General features: G+C 35.6%; 18 protein-coding genes. 4 read left to right on the top strand and 14 right to left on the bottom strand.

Annotated elements, in window-relative coordinates; translation table 11 throughout:
* Positions 1-123: 123 nt before the first annotated feature.
* The 12 genes from MQX03_RS13535 to lpxB form a co-directional block, all read right to left on the bottom strand.
* Positions 124-4,788 (bottom strand): fibronectin type III domain-containing protein, encoded by a 4,665-nt coding sequence (locus tag MQX03_RS13535; protein ID WP_242803714.1) that lies wholly within the window; start codon positions 4,786-4,788, stop codon positions 124-126.
* Positions 4,789-5,107: 319 nt separating this feature from the next.
* Positions 5,108-8,131, bottom strand: coding sequence for a reprolysin-like metallopeptidase (locus MQX03_RS13530; RefSeq protein ID WP_242803712.1), 3,024 nt, complete (start codon positions 8,129-8,131; stop codon positions 5,108-5,110).
* 172 nt (positions 8,132-8,303) lie between these two features.
* A complete protein-coding gene (locus MQX03_RS13525) occupies positions 8,304-8,963 on the bottom strand; it encodes a DUF6048 family protein (RefSeq protein WP_242803710.1) in 660 nt (219 codons plus the stop codon).
* A complete protein-coding gene (locus MQX03_RS13520) occupies positions 8,929-9,393 on the bottom strand; it encodes a hypothetical protein (protein ID WP_242803708.1) in 465 nt (154 codons plus the stop codon). Before MQX03_RS13520 ends, MQX03_RS13525 begins: the two co-directional genes overlap by 35 nt.
* Positions 9,394-9,398: 5 nt before the next feature.
* Complete coding sequence (locus MQX03_RS13515; protein ID WP_242803706.1) at positions 9,399-11,873, bottom strand: zinc-dependent metalloprotease; 2,475 nt, start codon at positions 11,871-11,873, stop codon at positions 9,399-9,401.
* Between the two features lie 37 nt (positions 11,874-11,910).
* Entirely contained in the window at positions 11,911-13,317 is a 1,407-nt protein-coding gene (gene rlmD, locus MQX03_RS13510) for a 23S rRNA (uracil(1939)-C(5))-methyltransferase RlmD (RefSeq protein WP_242803704.1), read from the bottom strand.
* 235 nt (positions 13,318-13,552) lie between these two features.
* Positions 13,553-15,097 (bottom strand): TlpA family protein disulfide reductase, encoded by a 1,545-nt coding sequence (locus MQX03_RS13505; protein WP_242803702.1) that lies wholly within the window; start codon positions 15,095-15,097, stop codon positions 13,553-13,555.
* A gap of 185 nt (positions 15,098-15,282) precedes the next feature.
* Positions 15,283-16,050, bottom strand: a complete 768-nt coding sequence (locus MQX03_RS13500) for a succinate dehydrogenase/fumarate reductase iron-sulfur subunit (protein WP_229986082.1) — start codon at positions 16,048-16,050, stop codon at positions 15,283-15,285.
* A gap of 24 nt (positions 16,051-16,074) precedes the next feature.
* Positions 16,075-18,087, bottom strand: a complete 2,013-nt coding sequence (locus MQX03_RS13495; protein WP_242803700.1) for a fumarate reductase/succinate dehydrogenase flavoprotein subunit — start codon at positions 18,085-18,087, stop codon at positions 16,075-16,077.
* A gap of 15 nt (positions 18,088-18,102) precedes the next feature.
* Positions 18,103-18,765, bottom strand: coding sequence for a succinate dehydrogenase cytochrome b subunit (locus tag MQX03_RS13490; protein WP_129535942.1), 663 nt, complete (start codon positions 18,763-18,765; stop codon positions 18,103-18,105).
* A gap of 144 nt (positions 18,766-18,909) precedes the next feature.
* Positions 18,910-20,664: a ComEC/Rec2 family competence protein gene (locus MQX03_RS13485; RefSeq protein ID WP_262916942.1), complete on the bottom strand. Its 1,755-nt coding sequence runs from the start codon at positions 20,662-20,664 to the stop codon at positions 18,910-18,912.
* A gap of 72 nt (positions 20,665-20,736) precedes the next feature.
* Entirely contained in the window at positions 20,737-21,843 is a 1,107-nt protein-coding gene (gene lpxB / locus MQX03_RS13480; RefSeq protein ID WP_242803698.1) for a lipid-A-disaccharide synthase, read from the bottom strand.
* A gap of 102 nt (positions 21,844-21,945) precedes the next feature.
* Between lpxB and MQX03_RS13475 the strand changes: the two genes are divergently transcribed.
* Positions 21,946-22,455, top strand: coding sequence for a DUF2480 family protein (locus MQX03_RS13475; RefSeq protein ID WP_242803697.1), 510 nt, complete (start codon positions 21,946-21,948; stop codon positions 22,453-22,455).
* A 121-nt stretch (positions 22,456-22,576) separates the two neighbouring features.
* The gene (locus tag MQX03_RS13470; protein WP_242803696.1) at positions 22,577-23,236 is read left to right on the top strand and encodes a DUF937 domain-containing protein; all 660 of its coding nucleotides are present in this window, start codon (positions 22,577-22,579) and stop codon (positions 23,234-23,236) included.
* Between the two features lie 54 nt (positions 23,237-23,290).
* On the opposite strand, the gene MQX03_RS13465 is transcribed toward MQX03_RS13470, so the two are convergent.
* Both MQX03_RS13465 and MQX03_RS13460 read right to left on the bottom strand, forming a co-directional pair.
* Positions 23,291-23,410: a 30S ribosomal protein THX gene (locus tag MQX03_RS13465; RefSeq protein WP_229986088.1), complete on the bottom strand. Its 120-nt coding sequence runs from the start codon at positions 23,408-23,410 to the stop codon at positions 23,291-23,293.
* 88 nt (positions 23,411-23,498) lie between these two features.
* Positions 23,499-24,893 carry an MATE family efflux transporter gene (locus MQX03_RS13460; protein WP_242803695.1) on the bottom strand — a complete coding sequence of 465 codons (1,395 nt, stop codon included), beginning with the start codon at positions 24,891-24,893 and terminating at the stop codon, positions 23,499-23,501.
* A gap of 123 nt (positions 24,894-25,016) precedes the next feature.
* Here MQX03_RS13460 and MQX03_RS13455 point away from each other — a divergent pair, with 123 nt between their 5' ends.
* Complete coding sequence (locus tag MQX03_RS13455) at positions 25,017-25,613, top strand: DUF2975 domain-containing protein (protein ID WP_242803694.1); 597 nt, start codon at positions 25,017-25,019, stop codon at positions 25,611-25,613.
* Between the two features lie 3 nt (positions 25,614-25,616).
* Positions 25,617-25,823, top strand: coding sequence for a helix-turn-helix domain-containing protein (locus MQX03_RS13450; RefSeq protein WP_129535932.1), 207 nt, complete (start codon positions 25,617-25,619; stop codon positions 25,821-25,823).
* Positions 25,824-25,874: the final 51 nt, after the last annotated feature.

Below are 25,874 nucleotides of genomic sequence, written 5' to 3'. Positions count from 1 at the left end.
ACAATGAAAATAAAAACCGTTGAATTATCAGCGGTTTTTTTATGCATAATTATCTAAGTTATCACAAAAAAATAAGCTCTCATTTCTGAGAGCTTATTCTGTATTTAGAATTTATTATTTAAATTATTCTTTAATAAATTTCTTCTGAGCAGTACCCTGAGCGTCTTCTATGTCGATAACATAAACTCCGTTGATCAATTTGCTTACATCAATCTTATTGTTTAAGATTAATCCGCTTGATACCACTTGTCCTGCAGCACTGTAAATTTTATAATTCGCTTTTTTGCTAATATTTTTTACATTTAAAACAGTGCTTACCGGATTCGGATAAATTAAAATTTCCGTTTGGTTAATAGCATTTGCAACACCTTGCTTAGAAATTCTCACTGTATAATCTTCAACTTCACCATTTTGGAAGTTTAAACAGTTTACCGGAATTCCATCTTTTGACATTGCTACCCTCATTCTTACATATTTGTAATCTGTCATACTTACAAATGCATCAGCTGGTACACTGAATGTTGCAGATACTGAAGGATTAATGTTTGGTCCATCAGCCATGATTCTTTCATTTAAATCGAAAGATCCATTTCTGTTGAAGTCAATCCAAACAGCTACCCCTGTTGGAGAAGCCCCCACTGTTTTGTCAACTGTAATCTGATTACCTGTTGATCCTTGAATTAATTCAATATACTTCGCAGGAATTGCAGTAAAGTCAGAATAAGTATCTCCAGTAAGATCTTCATTGACCATTTCTGGCTTACCTGTTGGCTTAACAGTAACTTTATTAATAAAGTATTCTGATGGTGTCGTAGCAGTCATCTGGCAGTAAACTACAGTAGGGGTTGTAAAGTAGTAAGGAGGGGTAAAGTTACCCGGAGTTCCACTACATACATTTGCAACCTGCATTTCGTACTTAGTTAATTCTAATAATCCAGTTAATGTATAAGTATTTGTATTAACATTAATAGTCGTCCAACTTGGAATTCCTACTTTTCTGTATTTTAAGATATAACTTCCTGTCGCTCCTGCACCTGTAAAGGCATCCCATACTACTTCAGCACTTGTAGGTGTCAATGTAGTAATTGTCAATCCTGGAGGAGGTATTTCACAAACTCTTACCGTAGTAAATACCTGAGGGTTTGACCATGGGTTTTCAATAGTTGCTGCATTACATTTGCTTCTAACTTGTACTTCATAAGTTGTGAATGAAGTTAAATTTGGAAGTGTATAGCTATTTAATGGTGGTTGAGGTGTTCCACCTGTAGGAGTGAACCAACCAGGAGTACCAACAACTCTCCATCTTAATTCATAAGAAGCTGCTAAAACAAGCGGATTCCATGTTACTAAAGCTGATGTAGCAGTAATGTTAGAAATTACAACATTTGGAGGTGTAGGGTCACATTTAGTTGTAAACTCATTATGTGAATACAAACCTATATTACCATTACAAACCGCTGCAACTTCTACTTCGTAAAGAGTTACAGGAGATAAGGTACCAGCAAAAGTATAAGATTGTGTAACTCCCGGAATCGCCGGCACGTTTATAGGACCTGCGGTTGGTAACCATTGTGTAGTTCCTACTGGTCTGTATCTTATAACATAGTCTGCCCCACCTGTATCTTGCGGCCAAGTAATTGTAGCTGAATTATGAGTAATTGAAGCTGCTGTTACCGTAACAACAGGTTTAACATTGCTACAAACTTTAATATTGATATTATCAACAGCTGCAGGAGGTTGTGTTCCTCCGCCAGTATCATTTCTCCACTCAAATACCAAACGCATTACCTGACCTGCATATGCTGCTAAGTTTAAGTTAGCATTTGAATAAGTCTGCCAAGTTGCACCTTGCTGATTATACTGGCCAATTTGAACTCTATTTGTGCCAGCAGCAATCTGAGTACCAGCTACAGGCATTAAACTTGATGGCACTAACCATACTCTCAAATAATCAAATGAACTTTCACCTTGAGCTTTCCAGTCAAAAGAGAATGATGCAATAGTAGTTCCCGCAGGAATAGCAATATCTCTATATGCATGTGAAACAACAACAGCTGGTGTAGTGGTATTGTAAGCATTGGTTACTCCATTATCATTAGAAATATAAATAGAGTTAGCCGCATTACCTGTAGCTGAACCATAATGCCATCTGTTTACCTGAGCTCCGTTAATAAAACCGAAATCATTAGGGCCTGTAAAAGGTTGAATGTATGGTAAATTAGCCGGTATCTGTGTGGTTGAGAATGATGGCCCTGGAATCCAAAGGCTATGATCTGTAGCAGAACATCTTGCTTTAACCCACCAATAATAAGTTGTATTTGGAACCAGCGTTGGTACTAAATTAACAGTTGTAGCAGTTGTAGTACCAGTAGGAGCAGTTGCTTGCGTAGGTGGCGTATTGGTTGTGCTTATGTAATATGCATAACCTTGCGCTGGAACAGGTGTTGTACCCGTCCAGCTGATTGTAGCACCGTTTGCTACAACTCCTGCCACAGCTAAAGCTGTAGGTACTTTACACGTTGGAATTAATAAATTAATATTATCAACTGCAGCAGGAGGTTGAGTTCCTCCACCTGTGTCATTTCTCCATTCAAATACCAAACGCATTGTAGCTCCTGCGTAAGCAGTTAAGTTCACGTTTGTATTGATATAATTCTGCCATGTAGCTTGTTGATTAAACTGACCAATCTGCACTCTTCCTGTAGCAGCAGTAATTTGTGTTCCGGCTACAGGCTGATAAGATGCTGGTACCAACCAAACTCTTAAATAATCCCAAGTAGTTCCTTCTCCAAAAGCTCTCCAATCAAAAGTAAGAATAGCTGGTGAAGCAGCAGTAGTTCCAGCAGGAACAGCTAAATCTCTATATGCATGTGATACATTTATTGCAGAAGTACTTGTAGAGTAAGTATTCGTAACGCCATTATCATTTGAAATATAAATTGCGTTTGCAGGGTTACCCGCTGCAGTTCCATAGTACCATTTATTTTCTTGGTTACCATTTACAAATCCAAAGTCATTTGGTCCTGTAAAGTTTTGACTGTATGGTAACGTTCCTGGTATTTGAGTCGTTGTAAATGTAGGACCTGTCATCCATAAACTACTATCTGTTGCAGAACAAACAGACTTAACCCACCAATAATAAGTTGTATTTGGAACCAAAGTCGGCGCCAAGTTAACTGAGGTTCCTGTTGTAGTTCCTGTAGGTATAGTAGCAGTAGTCGGAGGGGTACTGCTAGTACTTACATAGTAAGCATACCCTATGCCTGGCGCAGGAACTGTAGCTGTCCAGCTTATTGTTGCACCATTTGCCACCACTGTTGCTAAAGTTAAAGCTGTAGGAACTTTGCAAGTAGGGATTTGAAGATTAATATTATCAATCGCAGCAGGAGTTTGTGCTCCTCCACCTGTATCATTTCTCCATTCAAACACTAAACGCATTGATGATCCGGCATACGGTGCCAAATTTATAGCTGCATTAAGATAGTTTTGCCAAGTACTTTGCTGATTAAACTGTCCAAGTTGGACTCTATTAGCTCCAGCGGCAATCTGTGTACCAGCAGTTGGTGTAAATGATGATGGTACTATCCATACTCTAAAATAATCCCACTGTGTGGTTGTTCCCTCTCCAACTGCTTTCCAATCAAATGAAAGAATAGCCGGTGAAGTAGCAGGAGTACCCGCTGGGATAGCGAAGTCTCTGTATGCATGTGATACATTCGTGGTAGAAGGACTTGTATTATAAGTGTTTGAAACCCCATTATCGTTCGAAATATAAATTGCATTTGCAGGGTTTCCGGCAGCAGTACCATAATGCCATTTATTATCCTGAGTACCGTTAACAAAACCAAAATCATTTGGTCCAGTAAATGGTTGAGTATATGGTAAAATAGCAGGGATCTGAGTTGTTGTAAACGTTGGCCCCGCTACCCAAAGACTACTATCAGTTGGTGAGCACACTGATTTAACCCACCAATAATACGTTGTATTTGGCGTCAAAGTTGGAGCCAAGTTTACTGATGTTCCAGTGGTCGTTGCGGTAGGAATAGTTCCAGCATTTGGAGGCGTATTTGTTGTTGTCAAATAATACGCAAAGCCATTTCCAGGAGCTGGAGTTGGTGAATTCCAGCTTAAAACAGCTCCATCCTGTCCTACACCGTTTACAGCTACGTTTGAAGGTACAACACATGTTGGAATCAAGAAATTGATATTATCCACTGCCGCCCCCGGGTTTGTTCCGAAAATACCATCATTCTTCCATTGAAAAATTAACTTTACAGTACTTCCTGCAAATGATGTCAAGTTGACATTGGTATTAGTGTAAGTTTGCCAAGTCGTTTGCATTTCAAAATCAGCTCCTAACTGAATAATAGTAGCCGACGGAGCCATTTCTGTACCTGCAACTGGTGTAAATGTAGAAGGTGCAAGATATACTCTCATCCTGTCCCAGGTAGAATCATTTCCATAGGCTCTCCAATCAAAAGCTAAAGTAGCTATTGTTGTTCCCGCTGGAATAGTAAATTCTCGGTAAGCAAAAGTAGTACTCGAAACAGTGTTCGTATAATTATTAGTCACACCATTATCATTGGAGACATAAATTGAACCTCCTGTATTACCTGCAGCAGTTCCATAAACCCATGGACTAACCTGAGTTCCGTTAACAAACGTAAAGTCATTTGCTGCAGTAAAATCTTGGTTATAAGGCAACGTTGCCTGAGCATAAGCTTTGGATATAAAGACCAAACTCATCAAACCAAGAAGAAGTACTAAAAAAATAGAAATTTTCTTCATCTTATTAAAAATTTAAATAGATTAGAACACAAAAATTATACATAAGTAAATTAATTAGTGTAGTGATGTAATTGTTTTGTAAAGATTCCTCGTTTTAAGAATTAAATGTTCTGTAAATCGAGAGAACATGAAAGAAGTAGATTTTTGCTCCATAGACACGATAATTTTATATTAGATACAAATCTAATCATTTTTTGTTATTCGTTGATATGTTTAATACTTTTTTTTATCACAACTGCATTCAAATTTAACTTATGATTACATAATAAAAAAAATCCTCAGGAAAACCTGAGGATTTATTAAGTTATAAGATACTTTATTATTTCTTGATGAATTTAGAATTGAAGCTTTCTTTTCCTTTATCGTCAATAGTAATCACATAAGTACCTTTGATTAATGAAGAAACATTAATTTTCCCAGCATTAATATTTCCATTACCTACAAGCTGACCTGCAGCACTATATATTTTATAAGTGGCTTTATCAGAAACTTTGGTAACATTTAAAATATCACTTACCGGGTTAGGATAAATTTGAATACCGTTGTTTGTATGGGCTGTTTCGCTTGTACTTAAAGGAGACGCAACTAATACATTGTAATCTTCAGTTTCTCCAAAATCAAAATTAATACCACAAGCAAATTGAGAAGGAATAGTAAGACCATCATTGTCAACGCCTGCATAAATATACACCACTCTCATTCTCAACGGTTGGTTTTCTACAGCAGTAGAAGGCACTGCTACAGAGGATGTATATTGAGTTAAAATAGCAGCAGATACCGGAGCATCTAATACCTTTTCAGAATCTTCAAATGTTCCGTTCCTATTCCAGTCTATCCACACAGCAGCAGCATCATATGTATCTGCGGATCCAACACTAACTGTTAAAGTATAAGGAGCTGCTCCTTTAACTAAATTAATTTGCAATGAGGGATTTGTAGTATAATTCGTATACGTAGAGGGTCCAGAAGCATTATTTACATTCGCCAATGAAACGTTTGTGATACGTTCATATGCCGCACTTCCTGTAGAAGAATTACAATAGGTAACTGTAGAAAAAGTAGTTACTGTAAAGTTTACAGATGTAGAATATGTACCTGTAGTACCAGAACATACCGCAGCTACCTGCGCTTCGTAAGCTCCAGCCGTTAAACCATTAACATTGATTGCTGAACCTGATGTAGAAACTTCTGTCCAAGTAACATCAGTCGTTTTCTTATAACGTACTATATATGTTGTGTTAGTTCCCGAATAAGGAGTCCAGTAGATTGAAGCCCCACCTAATGAAGGAATTACGGTAAGACCAGAAGGTGCTGTACTGCTACAAGGTGATAATGTAGTAAGGGCAACACTTCCGATAGCATAGAATACGTTTCCTATAGAAGAAACTCTCATTTTAACAGTACTTCCATTCAATGAAGTTGGGAATGTAAAGCTTTCAGAACCATCATTGGGTGTAGAAGCAGAAAGTACTGCCCAAGTAGTACCATTATCTGTCGTATAATCAATCTTAACATTTGCTACATTGTAAGGTGCTGCTGTAGTATTGGCAACTGCCCATGAAATTGACGTTGGAGATCCGTTCGCTTCTGCTACTGTTGTAGTTACCTTAAATGGACCATTATCTCCTACAATAATTGTCTGTTCTGCAAACTGAGTTTGCTGTTGAAGAGGATTTGGGTTATTATCTCTTACAGTAACACTGAATTTAGTTGTTCTCGCTACTGTAGAAACAGACTCCCATTGATTATTAGAATTATTTAAGACACCATTCAATACAGAAGTTAGTTTAGGAAAATATCTTGTAGGGCTTGTAGTTGGTGTTAAAGATCTAAATGATGCACCTGTCGAAGTATTACCTAAATTATTATTATTTATAACAACGCCAGCAGGATCCATTTCTTCCCACGTATATGTTAAAGGATCATTCTCTGGGTCTGTAGCCGAAGCCGTAAGTACAAATGCCGTTCCTTTAGGAATATTGAAGGTAGGTAAAGCCGTAATTACAGGAGGGTTGTTGGTAATTGTAGTTTCAACATCACATGTTTTACTAATTAGATTTGCCTGAACCTGTTTAATATTAACTGCATGAAAATAAGCATTCGAATTTGGTTGAACATCAGTATTTGGGCCTGTAATACCAGCATATCCCATAATAGTAGAGCCAGAGCCAGGTTCCATTTGCGCCCCGCCTCCTTGTATTTCATGAGAAAAAGAATGGGTTGCACTCAGTTGATGACCCATTTCATGAGCAACGAAGTCTATATCAAAAGTATCTCCAGATGGCGGTGCTGAGAGACTAGGATTTATACTCCCTGTAAGAGGGGACGTAATCGCAGCTCCTTTTCCTAATGGTACTGCCGTAGTAGGATTCACACATATACAACCTATACAACCAGCGTTTCCTCCTCCTCCAGATGCGCCAAAAAGGTGTCCGATATCATAGCTGCCATTCCCTGCAGCATTAGTTATTTCTGTTTGGAGAGCCTGATTCCAACTACTTGGTGGTTGATTTGCATTCGTTACTGTATCATACGGATCCTGAGTAGGATCTAGATAAATTAATTGTGGATAATTCTGAAGATTTAAATGCAGTGCAAAATCTTTTTCAAAAACAAAATTCACCCTAGTTAATGTTGCATTTATCTGAGCAAGCGAACCCGCTAGTGTACCACCAAAGAACTGACTATACTCTCCTGTAACAGACATTACCAAACGCATCGTTCTGTATTTCTTGTCTGATAACTTTGAAAAATTTGTTGGTTGATTGTAAAATGATTTTCCTTGTTGATACAATTGTTCCATCTGTTGTTTTGCCTGTGGGCTTTCTTCACTAGAACATACAAAACCCTCTTTACTTTTATTAGTTTTCAAATGAACAGCATATACAGTTTTATCAGCATTTTGCGCATCTATAAACTCATAAGTTCCACTCTTCATGATCATCGACTGGAAATCATTAGGAGCAACGGAAAATCGTAGAGATTTTGAGGGATCATCAATTCCTATGCCTACATAAGAGCCTAATTGATATTGATCAGCCAATTCCTTTACAACCACAGGAAAACTATAGACAGCAAACCTTTCTATTTTTCCATTTGAAGTAGGTAATAGGATTTCAACCGGTTTTGCGTTGGCTCCAGTTTCCTGAGCATTCTTAAGCTGAGATTGCAATAAACCTAAGTCTAATTTGTAGTAATCCCCATCTCTAATAGATGCCGATTTCACTACAAATCCTGAACCCCTTTTTTTATTCTCTACATTTTTGAAGGAAGTCTGTGTCCATTGCGCAAACACTGTACTTCCCACTAGAATAACCATTAAGGTAGTAAGTAATTTTTTCATAAAATTAATTTAATAATAATTTTTTCCAAATGTAACTAATTTACGTAGTAAAACATCAATTATAACTATTTTTTTCCTACTATTCTCTAAAAACATATCGTGAATGTATAAAATAGATATAAAATTAAAAAATTATCTATTTTAATTTTTGACAAATATTGATTATTATGAATCAGAATTTATACGCAATACTCCAGGCAAAACTCATATTAAATTTAGAAGAGCTTCTGCCAAAGCCGGGAACAATCATTGGAACAACTTCGTCTTGCTTTGAAGTCACCATCAGATATCTCGGTTGCATATTGACGTCAATGAAAAAATTAGAATTAAATAACTGAACTCTTCCCCCTATCGTTCCTTCTAACCAGAAAGATGATTGGGAAGATGCAGGCATTGAAACTGAAGAACTGCTTCCTCCAAAACCTCTAATAGGGATTGCAAAGTATTCCTGAGTGTAAAATGAACCTCCTATTTTTGCTCCGCCATAGAAACCGTTGAATTCATTTTCGGGATCTCTGGCCAACATATAAAAACCACCTACTTTAAAAAATGGTCCATTAGCAGTTGCATCGTAACCATTTTTCTGATAGATATTTTTTTCAAAACCAGCTTCTACGATTGCATGGATGTTGCCTTTTATTTTTGATGAAATAAATCCCTGAAACAATTGTCTGTCTGAAAAAAATGAAACTCCGGTGTTCAAAACATCTACCCCAACCATGAAGTTGGGTTCGTATTTCCATTTTTCTTTTTCGGCTTCCTTTTTTTCCTGCGCAGAAAAAAGCAGTCCCAACAGACTAAAAAACGAGGTAAAGATTAGTTTTGTCTTCATTTTCAATAAAGTTTTGTCCGGATTCTAGTTTTATGACAGGGGTTGCTTTTAATAATTGACCGCTTACGTTTTCATAATTTAATTTGGCTCCACAGCCAGGTGAAACGTAAATTGATTTGGTAGTGTAACTCACCCGTACTTTTGATGAATCACCTTTTTTAGTCCTTTTTACATACAAATCGGTGAATGGAGAATCGTCAACACGAAGAGGAACTAAGATAGAATCTGTATTTCTGCTCCATCCCAAATCCACCGTTCTTGCTCCGTAGTCAACATAGATTTTCAGAGAATCTAGCGTTGTGATTTTATCGCCATTTTTAAACATGATTTTCATTCTTGGCGTACCTTCACCGCTTTCACAGATGTCGTCGTCTCCACCACAGGAAATCATGATGACAGATAATATAAGGAATGACAGTAATCTTTTCATTTTAATTATTTTGGATCTAAAGCCTTTTCAATACGGAAAACCAAATCTTCGTAATGGTATTTATTCACCAGGTCTGAACTTGATTTTGCAGAAAGGTCTTTTTTAATGGTATTTAAATTCCCTCTTACCAATGCAGAAACATCTGATTTGTCTGAAGCTCTATTATCAACGAGTTTTATTAATGAATCGATATAATTTCTCTGAAGATTTCTTCTGTAAATATCTACATTATCATTTTTAAGAATTGAAGTATTTAAATCTGAAAGCAATTCAATCACAGAATAGGTGCTAGATTCTACAGCTTCCATTTGATACATATTCTGAAGAACCATCGGGCTTAAAATTCTTCCCAAAACGCCATTTTGAATTTCTTCAATTGTTTTCACAGGAGTTTTTCCGGTTTTCTCGAAAATATCTTTTTTAATCAGCCATTGTGGTGTAGTGAAAATGTTTTCATCTAAAAATTTCATGGCTTCTTTCTGATCTTTTTTAGCAACAACTTCATACACTGCTCCAGACTGTTCTGCCGTTTTCGGAGTTTCCATCTGTCCGCCAACGTATTTTGAAACGTGGCCTAAGTATCTTCTGAACTGGCTTGTCACCTGATCATACATCATATCAAGGTTTGCGTAATCTTCGTTTGGAGTTTTCGTCCAATTTTCTAAATTATCAACAATTCTCTGAAGGTTTTTAATTCCATAAGTACTTGCAATCATTGCATTGTCACCAACTTGTTCACTTTGTGATCTCGGATCTAAAGGATTTGTTTCTGTTCCGAACCACAATCTTTCGTTTTTCAGATTTTTAATTACCCATTTATTCAGATATTCTTTTTCTGCATCCGGAGTTTTAAATTGATTGAATCTTTTGTATCCCCACTCGATTGCCCAATCATCATAATCACCGATTCTTGGGAAAATTCCTGCATCGCCGATATTATCTTCCGGTTGTGCAACATAATTAAATCTTGCATAATCCATAATCGAAGGCGTGTGACCGTTCTTTTCCAACCATTTTTTATCTCTTAACTTTTCAACAGGAACAGTTGAGCTTGAACCATAGTTATGTCTCAAACCTAACGTGTGACCAACTTCGTGAGAAGAAACAAACCGAATCAATTCTCCCATCAGTTTTTCATCAAACTCCATTTTTCTTGCTCTTGGATCATTTGGTGATGCCTGTACGAAATACCAATTTCTTAACAACAACATAACATTATGATACCAGTTAATGTGACTTTCTAAAATCTCTCCGGTTCTCGGATCGGCAATTGAAGGTCCTGAAGCATTTGGCACATCGGAAGGTTTATAAACAATCGCTGAAAATCTAGCATCTTCAAGACTCCATTCTGTATCTATTTTCGGATCCGGAACTTTTGCTACAATAGCATTTTTGAATCCTGCTTTTTCAAAAGCTTTTTGCCAGTCATTGACTCCTTGCATTAAATAAGGAACCCATTTTTTCGGAGTTGCAGGATCGATGTAGAATACAATCGGTTTTGATGGCTCTACCAATTCTCCTTTATTATATTTATCTACATCCTGTGGTTTTGGTTCAAGACGCCATCTTTTAACCAGAGAAATCTTTTTTACACCTTGAGGGTCAAGATCGAAATCTGTATAACCAACGGTAAAATACCCTACTCTTGGGTCAAAATATCTCGACTGCATTTTGTTTTCCGGAAGAAGTACAAACGAAGAATTAATTTCAACAGTATAATTTCCGCTGATCTTCGGCGTAGGTCTTCCCGGAATTGCTGGAGTTACAGGTGCTCCCAGAGTTCTTGCGAAAGTTTTTGTAGTATTAATTTCAATATTGGTCGGGAAAGATTTAACAAAATTTACAAATGACATGTCTTTCTGAAAAACGCCTACTCTGTAATTATCTTTAGACCAAACTGAAAATGATGTCAATTCATTATCAGAATTTAAAACATCTGTAACTTCAATTACAGACGAATTTTTCTTGATACCATACGCTTTTACATCAAAAGATTTAATGATAGACTGTACATTGTTTCTCGTCACCGAATTATACATCTGTGACGTAGAATCTTTCGAATAATCAACGTGAGAAATTGAACGCAACAAGATTTTATCTTTCGGCCCCTTCTCAAAAGCGATTACCTGCTGACCAATCTGATCTCCAGCATAACCAGAAGTTCCGGAACGCATTCCTGCAGCTGCTTTTGTTAATCTGGTAACCAATAGAAATTCCTTCTTCAACATCGAATCTGGAATTTCAAAGTAATATTTGTCGTCAACTTTATGAACTGTAAAAACTCCCTGATCAGAAACCGCTTTATCGGTGATAATTTCTTTAAATGGTTTAATCAGGCTTTTCTTTTTATCGTCTTTTTTTACTTTTGCAGTATCTGTTTTCGCAACAGCAGAATCTTTAGGCTTTTCCTGAGAAAATAAATTCTGTTGGCAGAATACCAAAGCTGCTAATAAGAAGAATGTTTTACCGTTTTTTATCATATCAATATCTGATTTGTCTATTCAAATTTAAAAATAATTATTTCTTAACCAACAGTGCAATGTTCTCAACATGATGTGTTTGCGGGAACATATCCACCGGTAAAATTTTCACCAAAGTGTAATGATCTTTCATTAAAGCTAAATCTCTTGCCTGAGTTGCCGAATTACAGCTTACGTAAACCACTTTTTCAGGAGCTAACTTTAGGATTTGTTCAACCACTTTTTGATGCATTCCATCTCTTGGCGGATCGGTAATCAAAACATCTGCTTTCGGGTGATTTTCTAAAAACTCGTCATTGAAGACATTTTTCATATCTCCACAGTAGAAAGTTGTGTTCGTCAAACCATTCAATTCGGCATGCTCGATGGCCGCGTCAATGGCTTCCTGTACAGACTCAATTCCGATAACGTGTTTAGCATTTCTGGCAACATATTGTGCAATCGTTCCTGTTCCTGTATATAAATCGTAAACCACTTCATCACCTTTTAAGTCGGCAAATTCAAGTGTTTTTCTGTATAATTCTAAAGCCTGTTTATAATTGGTTTGAAAGAAAGATTTCGGACCGATTTTGAATTTTAATCCATCCATTTCTTCCATTAAAAATCCTTCACCAAAATAAATTTCTACATTTAAATCGTAAATAGAATCATTCTGCTTTGGATTAATAGCATAAACCAACGTTTTGATCTGTGGGAATTGTTCTAGTAAATAATCGAAAAGTTTTGTACGGTTTGCTTTTTCTTCTCTGTACAGTTGAAACAAGACCATCCATTCCCCTTTTGAGTTTTGTCTCATCATCAAAGTTCTTAGAAAACCTTTCTGCTCTCTGACATCGAAAAAGTCTAAGCCGTTCTCAATTCCGAAATTTCTTACGGCCAAACGAATCGCGTTTGACGGATCTTCCTGCAACCAGCATTCTTTTAAGTCTAAAATCTTGCTCCACATTCCCGGAATATGGAAACCAAGCGCATCTCTGCTCCCATAGTTTTCTTCAGAACTGATTTCGTACTGAGTCAGCCATCTTGCATTAGAGAAAGAAAACTCCATCTTATTTCTGTAGAAATACTGCTCTTCTGCACCTAAAATACGGACGGTTTCGAAATCATCAATTCCACCGATTCTTTTGATATTATTGTAAACTTCTTCTTGTTTAAAGTCAAGCTGCTTTTCGTAGCTCATATTCTGCCATTTGCAACCTCCACAAGTTCCGAAATGAATACATTTTGGTTCAACTCTGAATGGTGACTTCTCAACAATTTCTTTTACTTCAGCCTCAAAATATTTTGATTTTGATTTCTTCACTCTTGCATTCACCACATCTCCGGGAATTGCTCCGGAAACCAATACGGTTTTCCCTTCTTCAGTTTTTCCTATGGCAACACCTTTTGCGCCTGCGGCAAACAATTTTATATTTTCAAGAATTACATCTTTCTTCTTTCTCATATCAATTTCTATCGCTACGGATCTAACTTTCTATTTCTATCCCCGTAAATTTTCTATTTTTTCTATATAAAGGCTTAAGCAAGCAGCTTTCATTATTAGCTTATCATTCAAAGTTTAAAATTTAGCTTTAAATGTTTGAGCTATTGACCGATTAGCTTTTTGTTTTCGCTTTGCAAAAATACAATAAAAAAAACCTTATCCGAAGACAAGGTTTTTTTCTATTGTGTAAGTTTTATTATTTTGTCTGAGCCGGTTGCTGAGGAGCTTCCTGAACTGGAGGAGCAGCCTGAGCTGACGGATCCATATTCATTTGAGGCATCATCTGCTGTTGAGGAGCAACCTTTGGTGCAGAAAGACCTGTTTCTTTATCTAAGATCGTAATCAAATCCTGATCACCTAAGTTAACAAAAGATCTGCTTGCGATTTTACCGTTTTTATCTACTACGATGAAGTTTGGCAATTTAAATCCGTAAACTCCATATTTTTTAGCGATGTCAGAATTAAGACCACCTTCAGCATAAACATTTGTTCCCTGAATTCCTTTCATCATTGAATTGCTTGTTTTTGTAAACTGATCTTTTGTATCATCAACATTTACGAAAACGAAATTCATTTTAGATTTATAGAAATTCACCACTTCTTTCAATACCGGGATTGTACCTTCTGCGATGTAAGGATTCCAAGATGCATAGAAAACCAATACGTAAGGCTTCCCTTTGTTCTCGCTCAATTTGTAAGCTGAACCGTCTGCTTTTACTAATGAAGCTTCCGGAGCATCATCACCAATTTTGAATCCGTTGATGGTAAACTGCATTTTTTTAACATCTGCTTTTACACCAGCATCTTTGATATCTTCTTCGATAATTTTTTTGATTTTATCAGTCGTAGCAGCAGGAGTTTGTGGGTGAATATCAGACTGAGCCATTACGAATGCCAACAAATAATCTTTAGTAATCTGAGAAACTTCTTTCTGAGACTTCAAGAAATCATTAAACAATTCTGTAGTGGTGATATCTGTTTTTCCTTTGCTTTTTGCTTCAGCAAATTTTTGGAAACCAGGGCTCATTTTAGTTAAAAGATACTGTCTGTAGAAAGGGCTTGTTTTCACCATTTCGTCACTGTTGTCTTTTAATTTATTTTCATAATCTGTAAATACTTTCCCCATTTTGAAAGAAGGATTTCCAGACATTTGCTTTTTAGTCATTTCATAATTTACCAATAAATTAAGAATAGCCACCTTCGCATCTGTTTTTTTCCATTCAACCACTTCTTTACCAGGGTTGAATTTCTTTACGTTCTCTTCGATATTTTTGTTGATATCAGCTTCGATTTTCTGCATAGCCTTTACGTACTTTGCTTCATCACCAGCTAATAATTCCTGAATATTTAAACCCTGACCATAAGTAGAAAGGAATTTCTGACTTGCCTGGTAAAAGTCATTATCATTTTTAGCATCACCTGTTACGACATACTCATTAGGGAAAGTAGCTGCACTTCCGGAGATGTTCACCGTTTGTCCGCCTTTAAGGAAGATTAGGTTTTGCTTGCCTGCATAGTTGATAACGTACATTCCGTTTTTGGGAGCTTCAAAAGTTCCTGCGAAATTTCCGTCTTTATCTAAGCCCATATTGATCAATGGCAAAGTAGCAACACCAGAAGCCTCTACAAATTCTACTCTTTCTAATGGAGAGCTTCCTGCGATTTTTCCTTTTACTTCAACTTTTTTTGAACAAGACATTGCAAATATTGCAATGACAAATAACAAAAGATATTTTTTCATTTTTGATTTTAAATAATTTAGCAAAAGTAAGTTTTTCGATAAACTTACTGCTATCTAATAATTGATTTTATGAAAGATTTAACTAAAAATTTCGCCTTCATTGAAGAAGACGAAATTTTAAATATATTTTTAAAATTTCGCCTTCATTGAAGAAGACGAAATTTTAAATATATTTTTAAAACAGATTAACCTCTGTCCGCCATCGCAGCCATGTACTCTCTGTTCATTCTTGCGATATTCTCAAGAGAAATACCTTTAGGACATTCTACTTCACAAGCTCCTGTATTTGAGCAATTCCCGAATCCTTCTTCATCCATCGCTTTCACCATGTTCAGAACTCTTCGCTTAGCTTCTACTCTACCTTGAGGTAAAAGTGCATACTGAGAAACTTTAGCTCCGACAAACAACATCGCTGAACCGTTTTTACAAGTCGCTACACAAGCTCCACAACCGATACAAGCTGCTGCATCCATTGCTTTGTCTGCATCCTCTTTAGGAATAGGAATTGCATTCGCATCCAAAGTGTTTCCTGAAGTGTTTACCGAGATAAATCCACCTGCAGCCATTACTCTGTCGAATGCGCTTCTGTCTACCATTAAATCTTTGATAACAGGGAACGCAGCACTTCTCCAAGGTTCGATAACGATTGTTTCACCGTCTTTGAACATTCTCATGTGAAGCTGACACGTTGTAATACCAGTATCTGGACCGTGAGCTCTACCATTGATGTAAAGAGAACACATACCACAGATTCCTTCACGACAGTCGTGATCAAAAGCGATTGGTTCTTTTCCTTCGTTGATTAAGTTCTCGTTCAGAATGTCTAACATTTCTAAGAAAGAAGAATCTGTAGAAACATCTGATATTTTATAGGTCTCAAACTGACCTTTAGTTTTTGTATTTTTTTGTCTCCAAATTTTCAGCGTAAGATGAAGGCCTTTTTTTGCACTCATAATTTTATATTTATAGGTTGGAGATTATTTGTAACTTCTCGCTTTAACTTCGATGTTGTCATAGATAAGATCTTCTTTATGCAGAACTTCTTGCTTAATATCATCACCCTGATATTCCCAAGCTCCTACATATTTGAAGTTGACGTCATCTCTTTCTGCTTCACCTTCAGGAGTAGAATGATCTTCTCTGAAATGCCCACCACAAGATTCGTTTCTGTGTAATGCATCGATAGCCATTAACTGTCCTAATTCGATAAAATCTGCAACTCTGAACGCTTTTTCAAGCTCGGTGTTCATCCCTTCAGTTTCACCCATTACTTTCACGTCTTTCCAGAAATCTTTTTTTACCTGATCAATTTCTGCAATAGCTTCTCTTAAACCTTCAGGAGTTCTTCCCATTCCAACTTTATTCCACATAATGTGTCCTAACCTTTTGTGGAAATGATCTACTGAATGTGTTCCCTTATTATTAACAAAGAAGTTTACTTTGTCTTTAATTTCTTTTTCAGCTTCGTCAAACTCGGCAGAATTCGTAGGAATCTCTCCTGTTCTAATGTCTGCAGAAAGATAATCTGCAATGGTGTATGGAAGAACGAAATATCCGTCTGCCAAACCTTGCATCAATGCAGAAGCTCCCAATCTGTTTGCTCCGTGATCTGAGAAGTTGGCTTCACCAATTACGAAACATCCAGGAATTGTAGATTGTAAGTTATAATCAACCCAAACACCACCCATTGTGTAGTGAACGGCAGGATAAATCTTCATTGGAGTTTTGTAAGGATCATCAGCCGTGATTTTTTCATACATCACGAATAAGTTACCATACTTCTCTTCAATCCAAGCTTTCCCAAGGTCGTATATCTGTTGATCTGTAGGATTTTGAATATTTTTTTCGATAGCGGTTTCTTTACCTTTTTTGATAATCTCTGTAGAGAAATCTAAGTAAACACCTTCTTTAGTTTCGTTATTTTCGATTCCGAAACCAGCATCACATCTTTCTTTACCCGCTCTTGACGCAACATCACGAGGCACCAAGTTTCCGAATGCAGGATATCTTCTTTCAAGATAGTAATCTCTATCTTCTTCTTTAATATTTTCAGGTCTTAATTTACCTTCTCTGATTGCAACTGAATCTTCAATTTTCTTAGGAACCCAGATTCTTCCGGAGTTTCTAAGTGATTCAGACATCAAAGTCAGTTTAGACTGCTGTGTTCCGTGAACCGGAATACATGTCGGGTGGATTTGCACATAACAAGGGTTTGCGAAGTACGCTCCTTTTTTGTGAATCTTCCAAGCTGCAGAAACGTTTGAACCCATTGCATTGGTAGAAAGGAAATATACGTTTCCATAACCTCCTGATGCAATTACAACAGCGTGAGCAGAATGTCTTTCGATTTCACCAGTTACCAAGTTTCTTGCGATAATTCCTCTTGCTTTTCCGTCTACGATTACTAATTCAAGCATTTCGTGACGGTTGTACATTTTTACTCTTCCTTTTCCGATCTGACGGCTTAATGAAGAATATGCACCTAATAATAACTGCTGACCAGTTTGTCCTTTTGCGTAGAAAGTTCTTTTAACCTGAACCCCACCAAATGAACGGTTATCTAATTGACCGCCGTAATCTCTACCAAACGGAACTCCTTGAGAAACACATTGGTCGATAATATTTGCAGAAACTTCAGCTAATCTGTAAACGTTTGCTTCTCTTGCTCTATAGTCACCACCTTTGATGGTATCGTAGAACAATCTGTATGTAGAGTCACCATCACCTTGATAATTTTTAGCGGCGTTGATACCACCTTGTGCAGCAATAGAGTGCGCTCTTCTTGGTGAATCCTGATAACAAAATGCTTTCACATTATATCCCTGCTCAGCCAAAGTAGCTGCTGCAGAACCTCCTGCTAAACCTGTACCTACAACAATAATATCAATTTTATCACGGTTGTTAGGCGCAACAAGGTTCATATGGTCTTTATGATTTTTCCATTTATCCTTAAGTGGACCAGCTGGAATTCTAGAATCTAATTTACTCATATTAGTATATTGAAATTATTGAGTTACGTAATGAAAAACTGCGATGAAAATAAACCCAAGCGGAATAAGGATAGAATACCAATTTCCAAAAGCCTTTATTACCGGTGTATATTTTGGATGTCTTGCTCCAATTGACTGGAAAGAAGACTGAAATCCGTGTGCTAGGTGTAAACCAAGCAATCCGAAAGCGACTACATAAAGAATCACTCTCCAAAGATCATGAAACTTGTGGTGAAGTTCAGCATAATACCTAGTTTCATCCGGTGTATTTGCCTGAATGTACTTGTAATTCATTTCAGGAAAATAAAAATCATAAAAATGCAATACCAAGAAAGCCAAAATCACAGCACCAGAAATAATCATATTCCTAGACATCCATGTAGAGTTAGCAGAACCTTTGTTATCGGCGTATTTTACAGGACGTGCCTTGTTATTTCTTATTTCTAAGATGAATCCCATTGCAAAATGGAATATTACCGCAAACATCAAAATAGGTTGCATCAGGAACTGAACCGCCGGATTGTACCCCATAAAATGAGAAGCTGAGTTGAAAACATCTTCACTAAAAACAGATGTCATATTAGTGGATAAATGCATCAACAAAAAGATCAGCAAAAACATTGCTGAAAGCGCCATCGCATATTTCCTTCCTATCGAAGAACTTGTTAAACCTGCCATATTGAGTTTAAATTTGATTTTCCACAAAATTAAGGAATGTTAACAAAACTAAAAAGTGAGAAATCTCACTATTAGGCAGTTTGTAATCTTTCTAAATAACTATGGAATATATTGAAAATGCGAGAAAAATTTAAAAAATCGATATTATTTTAAATTATAAACTTGGTTATTAAAAACCACTTTTTCTGATAAAGCAGGAAGTTGTTTAATCTTAAAATTTTTCACCCTTCGAGAAGACACGTAAGGATTAATAATATATTGCCGAATTTTCTTTTCGTCATCCCAGTATTGAATCCAAAAACAGGCTGCATTTCCTTTTTTAACTGAAACGACATTACTTTTTCTATATTGATGAACCAAAATTTCTTCTTTTTGATTCTCATAAATTGTAAACGAAATTCTCAAAATAAAAAAGAAGAAAATTGCCAAAGAAAATTGCGCAAATCTTTTAGCATTAAATTTAACAATCACGAATCTCAAAAGATAAATGACAATAAAAAGTATGGCAACCTCAACGAAATTCATTGAGATGTTTTCAAAAAACAAAGATTCAAAATCAGCAAACCAATGAATTATTTTTAACAGTAAATCGATGATGAAATTGTAACCCGAATTTATAATACCGAAATCTAATCCCAAAGCCATCAAACCTGTCATTAAAAACGAAAGAATGATAATTATCTCCGAGAATGGAACGATGAAAAAATTAGCAACAATTGAAATAAAAGAAAATTGATGAAAGTAGTACAAAACCAATGGCAGGGTTACCAATTGAGCAGAAATCGAAATAGAAACCGTGTTGAAAATGATCTTTTTGAAATAATTATCTTGCCTTGGCAAATATTTTAAAATCGGCTGATTGAGCCAGAAAATCCCGAAAACTGCCAGAAAACTCAACTGAAATCCAACATCAAAAAACTGCTGCGTATCAATCATCAAAATAATGAAAGCAGATAAAGCCAAAGAATGTAATAAATCAGGTTTTCGCTGAACCAATACATAGACAAAATACACCGTAAGCATAATACAAGAACGTATTACCGAGCTCCCAAAACCGATAAACAAAGCAAAAAACCAAATGAAAGCCAAACTTAAAATGATTACAGATTTTCGGAATCTTAACGGCAAAATTTTCATTAAAACAAAATAGAGCATCCCGAAAATAACAACAACATGAGTCCCGGAAATCGCAAGAAAATGCACCAATCCCGAACGGTTAAAATCCTGCAAAGTTTCCGAATCAATCTCTGTGCGATCCGCCAGAATAATTCCTTTTAAAAATTCCTGACTTTTCGGCGACATTTCAGAATGATTAATTTCCTTTAAAACTTCCAGTCTTTTCTGACTGATTTTTTCACCAAAAGACAAATCATTTCTTATTACTGAACTTACCTCATCATTAATATAACATTGATAAAAAATGTTTTTCCGATGAAGATATTTTGCATAATCAAACTGAAAATCATATTGCGGAGATTGAGGTAGGCTTACATAAGCTTCAGCTTTATAATAATGCTCGAAATCAAGCTCTTTACTCTCTTTTTGAATTAACACAACCGAATTAAAAGTTTCTTTTCCAATCTGTACAATTGCTTCGTATTTTTTATTTTTTTCTGTTGAATTTAATTTTTTAGAAATCTTAAAAACAATGTTTTCATTTGATTTAAATGAAACTTGAGAAGCGTTTTGAAAATTTAAATAATGTAAACAGATTCCCAATCCGAAAAAGAATAACCCAAGTAATATTGAATTGAATTTCGAGATAAAAAATGATTTGATGAATGTAGAAATCGTAATCAAGAAGCAGAAAATTGCAACAGTAAGAATGAAATTTTGTTTAAGAGAAAAATAATCCTGAAATAAAATTCCAAGAATAAAGCAGCAAACTAATATTAGCAATGGCTGTCGGTTCAATTTTCATCAATTTGTACTACTAAAGTAATAAAAAAATGAAAATCTTTCGTAAAAAGTTTATTTAATTTTCAGAATAATATCTGCAGCATTATCGCTTGCACCTTTACCCCCAAGCTTTGTACGTAAAGTTTCGTACTCTTTGAGCATCAAATTCCTTGATTCGCCTTCAAGAATTAATTTTAATTGCTCAACAAGACTTTTAGTATTTAATTCACTTTGAATCAATTCTTTAACCACTTCTTTATCCATAATTAGATTGACGAGCGAAATATATTTGATATGCTTCACCAATCTTTTTGCAATCGCATAAGAAACCTTGCTTCCACGGTAGCAAACAACTTCCGGAACATTTAATAATGCCGTCTCAAGAGTCGCTGTTCCAGAGGTTACCAATGCAGCTTTAGAACATCTTAACAAATCATAGGTTCTGTTGGACACAAAATGCACATTTCCGTCCACATATTTCTGATAAAAATCCTTTTCAAGACTTGGAGCTCCCGCGATAACGAACTGATAATCTTTAAAATAAGGGCGTACCGAAAGCATAATCTCCAACATCTTTTCAACTTCCTGCTTTCTGGAACCTGGAAGCAATGCGATAATTTCTTTTTCGTTTAAGTTATTTTCTTTTTTAAAATATTCAATATCAATATCTTGCAGTGTCGAAATTGCATCAAGCAAAGGATGTCCTACAAAATGAGATTTTACGTTATGTTTATGATAAAAATCTTCTTCAAAAGGAAGAATAACCATCATCTCATCTACATATTTTTTGATGGTTTCTACTCTACCTTCCTTCCATGCCCAAAGTTGAGGCGAAATATAATAAACCACTTTAATCCCAAGTTCTTTAGCAAACTTTGCGATTCTTAAATTGAAACCCGGATAATCAACTAAAATCAAAACCTCTGGAATATTATTTTTAATATCGGCTTTACAGAATTTAATATTATTTAAAATTGTTTTTAAATTCATTGCAACCTCAAGAAACCCCATGAAAGCGAGATCACGATAATGTTTTACCAAAGTTCCACCTTGTTTTTCCATCAAATCACCTCCCCAAAACCTGAATTCTGCGTTGGGATCTTTTTTCTTTAAGGATTTCATTAAATTACTTCCGTGCAAATCTCCGGAAGCTTCACCTGCAATGATATAGTATTTCATGAACGATAATTGATAAATGATTTTATCTATTGAAACAACAGTTTCAAACATCAAAATTCAAATAATAATTGAGTAAATTTGCTTCAAAGATAATGATAAAAAATGTCAGAAGAATTTGAAATAAAAAATAAAGTTGCGTCTAGCGGATTGGTGAATTTTGACCTTACAGATTTGGTTCCGAAAGGCATCAGAAAAGGAATTGATTTGAAAGATTTTCTTTTCATGGAAATGATTTTGAAGGAAAAGGACTTCCGTGAAAAAGTGGCAGCTATCAATCCTGAAGAGTACAAAGATCAATATGTTTACATCTACAATTCTGCAGATGCAATTGTTCCGCTTTGGGCATATTTTCTTATTACTGCAAAATTAACCGATGTTACAAAAAAGATAATTTTCGGAAATAAAGAAGATCTGGAAGTTCTTTTGATGCATAATGCAATTCAAACACATGATTTTGATGATTTGAAAGACAAAAGAGTTTTGGTAAAAGGCTGTTCTGATAAAGAAATTCCTGAAAATGCTTATATAGAATTAGTTGAGCAATTGAAGCCGATTGTAAAATCATTGATGTTTGGGGAAGCATGTTCAAACGTTCCTATTTTTAAAAATTAACACTCAATATCAAATAGTTACAGAATAATTTCAGAATTAAATAAAAAATATATCATAATCATTTGTGGTATATTTTTTTTTGATAACTTTGATATTCTAACAAATAAAATAAACACAAACAATGAGTCTAATTGACCTTTTGACAGGAAACACAGGAAATCAGGTTGCAGAGCAGGCCGAGAACAAATTCGGTATCAGCAAGAACCAGATTATTGCACTTCTGGCAGTGGCTACCCCACTTGTAATTTCTTACCTTAGAAATAAATCTCAGGATGCGAAAGAAGCAGAAGCTTTGAACAATGCTTTAGATAAAGACCATGACGGAAGTATTTTAGATGATACATCTCAACTTGACAACAGACAAGACGAAGGTGGATCTATTCTTTCTCACGTTTTCGGAAATCAAAAAAACAATGTAGAAAACCAATTATCTCAGAATACCGGAATTTCTATTGACAAAATCGGACCCATTTTGGCGATGCTTGCTCCAGTAATCATGGGTTACATAGGGAAAGAAAAGCAACAGAATAATGTGGGAGCCGGTGGCCTTGGTGATCTTCTTGGAGGAATTTTGGGAGGTGCTCAAAATCAGGCTCAGCAGCAACAATCTAGTCCTTTGAATGATATTTTGGGAAGTGTTTTAGGCGGCGGACAATCACAATCTTCAGGAAATCCTTTGAATGATATTTTAGGAAGTGTACTCGGAGGCGGTGGACAACAGCAAAAACAGCAACAAGGTGGGTTGGGAGATCTACTTGGAGGACTTTTCGGAGGAAAATAAGCTCATTTTAAACATAAAAAAATGACCGGAGATTATTCTTCGGTCATTTTTATTTTAGTCTTTTGACTTTTCAGCAGCTGCTGGATAAGCTTTTGAAGCTTTTCTAGGTCTTTTCTTTCCGTAGCTTCCTAAGATGATTTTCCCTTTTCTTGACTTTCTGTCTCCTTTTCCCATAATATTATAATTTGTTATTCTTCACAAGTTACACATTAACAACAAGAAGTCAAAAGATTTTGCAGTTAAATATATTATAATAAATAAGTTACACTTTCACATTCTTCCATTTTCCTTTTTTAAATAAAATAAAAGCAATGATTGTTATCAATGTTTCTGCCACAGGAATTGAAATAAAAACTCCTTTCGGACCCATTTCAAAATATTTTGACAACACATAAGCCAAAGGAATCTGAAACATCCAAAATCCGAAAAAATTGAGCCAAGTTGGTGTCCACGTATCTCCTGCTCCATTGAAAGCATTAATGGTTACCATTCCTATTCCATAAAACACAAAACCGATACTCATTATGTGTAATGCATTTTTAGCATAATTTTTTATTTCAATCTGCTCAGTGAAAAAACCAACAAGGAAATCGCCAAGAATTAAAAACAGCAAACTCACCAAAAGCATGAAAATAACATTGTACTTTACGGTTTTCATGACAGACTGTTCTGCACGGATCATTTCACCCGCACCCATATTTTGTCCGACTAAAGTTGAAGCCGCATTACTTAATCCCCAGGCAGGAAGCATAAAGAACATCATTAATCTAAGTGCTGTCTGATAACCTGCAGAAGCATCTTCACCTCCGGTTGTTGCGACCAATTTTGCAAGAAAAATCCAGCTACATGAGGCGATAACAAACTGAAATATTCCGGGCATGGCAATTTTTATGATGGACATGATTAATTTAAAATCAGGTTTAAAATAAATTGTTTTGATTCTCACCAAAGAATCAGCAATAAAAATATGATACAACTGATAAAGAACGCCTGTACTTCTTCCGATAGTTGTTGCAACCGCAGCTCCAGTTAATCCCATTGCAGGAATCGGACCTAAGCCTCTTATCAAAATCGGACAAAAAATAATGTTAGCAATATTGGCAATCCACAAACTTTTCATGGCGATGGCAGCATTTCCTGCACCTCTGAAAATTCCGTTGATTAAAAATAACAGCATGATAATCACGCTGCTTCCCATCATAATTCTTGTAAAATCTTTTCCGTATGCTGCAGCATCCGGTTTTGAACCCATCAAAATCAAGATTTCTTCTGCATATACCACTCCCAATATACTCAAAACAGAAGTCACAACAAACGAAACTGAAATCACTTGCGCCGCGCTTCTAGATGCTTGTTCAGGATTTTTTTCGCCGATTCTTCTTGCCACAACTGCAGTCGCAGCCATACTCATTCCGATAGCTATGGAATAAATTATGGTCAACACAGATTCTGTAAGACCAACGGTTTGTATGGCAAAACCACTTTCTTTGAGATGACCTACAAAATAAAGGTCAACCAGAGCAAAGACAGATTCCATTGCCATTTCCAGCATCATCGGAATTGCTAAAAGAAGAACAGCACTTCTGATACTGATTTTGGTATAATCGGTTTCTTCTTCGCTAAATGCTTTTTTCAGAAAATTTAAATATTTTTTCATCTTAAAATTAATCGCCTTAAAAATACGATTTCAATAAACTCAATTATAAATAAATAATTTTAATAATTAATTATCGTAAAACAATAAATATTTATAAATTTGCAATAATAAAATATTAAAACAATGAAAATCATCGGAAAAAATTCTCTTTCTCAATACATCAGCTATTTCCTTTTTGTATTGTTTATTATTCTGACAGCTCAATTTATTTACGAGCAAATTGGCTATGTCACATCTTACTATAATTTTAAAACCAATAATTCGATGCTATCAGATTTCTATATCATCGGAAATGATGTTGGATGGGCAAAAAACCACTACACCGCGAAATTTGATGATTTGATGAAGTTCAAATTTTATGTTCCCTTTACTACTCAGAATTTGATAACAGGTATTTTTAGTCTCACTACCTACATCAGCAATACCGTGAGAGGTATTTTTATGATTGCTTTTTTTTACAGCAGTTATAATATTTTCAAAGAAATCAGCAACGAAAAAGTGTTTAATTTAAAAGCTATTCTCTGGCTGAAAAGGTTTGGCTTGCTCAATATTCTGTATACAGTTGCAATGATCGTTATAAGCATTTTCCGCGTCAACGATTTTGGCAGTACAGCATTTTCTGCCATTCCTTTCTTGTTCTTCGGAGTTCTCATTTTATTCATTGTAGAATTCTTTAAAAAAGGCTATAACTTACAATCAGAAAACGATTTAACAATATAAACCATGCCAATCATAATCAACGTAGACGTCATGTTGGCGAAAAGAAAAATGCAGTCTCAGGAACTTGCAGAGAAAATAGGAATTACACAAGCCAATCTTTCCATTTTAAAAACGGGGAAGGCAAAAGCCTTGAAATTATCGACATTAGAAGCAATCTGTAAAATTCTCGATTGTCAACCCGGCGATCTTTTGGAATACGTAAAAGATTAAAATTCTTCAACAGTTTACTTTTAAATTCAATTGATAAAACTACAAGTATCT

The sequence above is a fragment of the Chryseobacterium aahli genome, from assembly GCF_022699665.1.
Classification (GTDB): domain Bacteria; phylum Bacteroidota; class Bacteroidia; order Flavobacteriales; family Weeksellaceae; genus Chryseobacterium; species Chryseobacterium aahli.
Note: the sequence above shows the minus strand (reverse complement) of the source record. Positions and strands in the feature narration are given on the sequence as shown.